The sequence below is a fragment of the Rhizobium altiplani genome, assembly GCF_001542405.1.
Classification (GTDB): Bacteria; Pseudomonadota; Alphaproteobacteria; order Rhizobiales; family Rhizobiaceae; genus Rhizobium; species Rhizobium altiplani.
In genome coordinates this window covers 1-1,738 of sequence record NZ_LNCD01000111.1, presented here as the reverse complement: position 1 = coordinate 1,738, position 1,738 = coordinate 1, and the positions used below count along the sequence as shown (strand labels likewise).

General features: G+C 57.1%; 1 protein-coding gene and 1 pseudogene. One reads left to right on the top strand and one right to left on the bottom strand.

The genetic code is table 11. From position 1 onward, the window contains the following. The coding region (locus AS026_RS40525; RefSeq protein WP_062371602.1) for a helix-turn-helix domain-containing protein at positions 1-1,206 on the top strand (1,206 nt) is incomplete at its 5' end. Positions 1,207-1,234: 28 nt separating this feature from the next. Here the strand turns inward: AS026_RS40525 and AS026_RS26695 are convergent. Continuing rightward, positions 1,235-1,738: pseudogene (locus tag AS026_RS26695) on the bottom strand (IS66 family transposase); the annotation flags it as partial.

The following is a 1,738-nucleotide window of genomic DNA, read 5'->3' as shown; positions in this document are numbered from 1 at the left end:
GAAGGCTATATTAGCTGGGCCGAGTTTGAAAGGAATCAGCATCTGATCGCCGAGAATGCGAATGGAAAAAGCTACATGGGACGCGGTTCGATAAGGCGTGGCGAAGCTTTATTGCCTGGACTATTTCGTTGCGGTCGCTGCGGTCGTCGACTGCATATTCAATATTCTGGGAAAGGCGGCAACACGCAGCGATACGTTTGTCGCGGCACATTCGGCGACATGGCGGCTGCAAACTGCATCGGGTTCGGTGGCATGCGCGTCGATCGGGCCGTCGCGCAGGAAGTTCTCGAACGACTGCAACCCCTCGGGATCGAGGCGGCGTTGCAGGCAATGGAGGCGCACACTCAGCGTCATAGCGATAAGCGTCAGCAACTCGAGAACTCAATCAAGCAAGCACAATATGAGGCTGCTCGAGCGCGACGCCAGTATGACGCTGTCGATCCCGACAATCGGTTGGTCGCGGGCGAGTTGGAAAGACGCTGGAATGAGAAACTGATCCAATTGCGTGACCTGGAGATCGAGCTTGAGACGCTCTCGACCGACCGCGACATGCCCGCGCTATCGGCAGATGACCGTGCAAGACTGATGAAGCTCGGCAGGGACCTGGGGCAGGCATGGGACAGCCCCAGTGTATCCACCGAGACGCGCAAAAAGATCATTCGGCTACTAATCACGGAAATTGTCGTCGATATCGTCGACGACACATTGGCGATCATCATCCATTGGCAAGGTGGCGATCATACCCGGATGACAGTGAAGAAGAACAAGATCGGCCAGACCCGGTGGGCAGTTAAGGCTGATGTTGTCGATCTCGTGCGCGCCTTGGCAAGGCAGTTACCTGATTTGTCAATCGCAGCGATCCTGAACCGCTCCGGCAAGCGGACTGGGCATGGCGCCAGCTGGACACGAAGCCACGTCTGCAGTCTTCGCAACACCTACGGCATCCCCGTCTATCGGGAAGGCGAACGGGCTGAACGCGGAGAGAGAACCCTCGACGAGACCGCCGACATTCTGAAGGTAAGTCGAGCTACGGCTTATCGGATGGTAAGCAGCGGCGTCCTTCCCGCTCGACAGCTATGTGCTGGAGCGCCTTGGATCATCCAACTTTCCGACCTTCAAGACGACACTGTTCGCCGCGAAGCAGATGCCAGGCGATCAAGACGTCCGATATCTCAGGATCCGGTTCAAAATCCCCTTTTATTTTAAGGACATCGTCAGATGAGCAGTATGTCGCGCCAACGTCGCTGCCAGCGAATAGACTGTTCTTCCTTGTGATCGTTTGGGGCCTGATCGCGCGCTCGACGATATTGGAGTCGATTTCGATCCGGCCGTCCGTCAAGAAGCGCTCGAGTGCTTCGCGCCGGATGAGCGCGTAGCGGATCGCTTCGGCGGTCTTCGACTTGCCAGAGACCTTGGCCAGTTCCTTTTCCCAAAGATCAAAGAGGCCGGAGACGATGGTTGCAGATCTTTCCTGACGCAGCATGGAGCGGCTGTCAGCATCCCGACCGCGGACCTCATCCTCGATGCGCCACAGCTGGGTCATCGCGATGATCGTGTCCGTTGCTGCCTTTGAGACTCCACTGATGTGGAGGTCGTAAAACTTGCGACGTAGATGCGCCCAGCACCCTGCGAGTTGGCTCGTTTCATTGCTGCCAGCTTTGGCACGCGTCTTGGCAAGATTGGTATAGGCCGAGTAGCCGTCTACCTGCAGGATGCCGCTGAATCCGGCGAGATGACG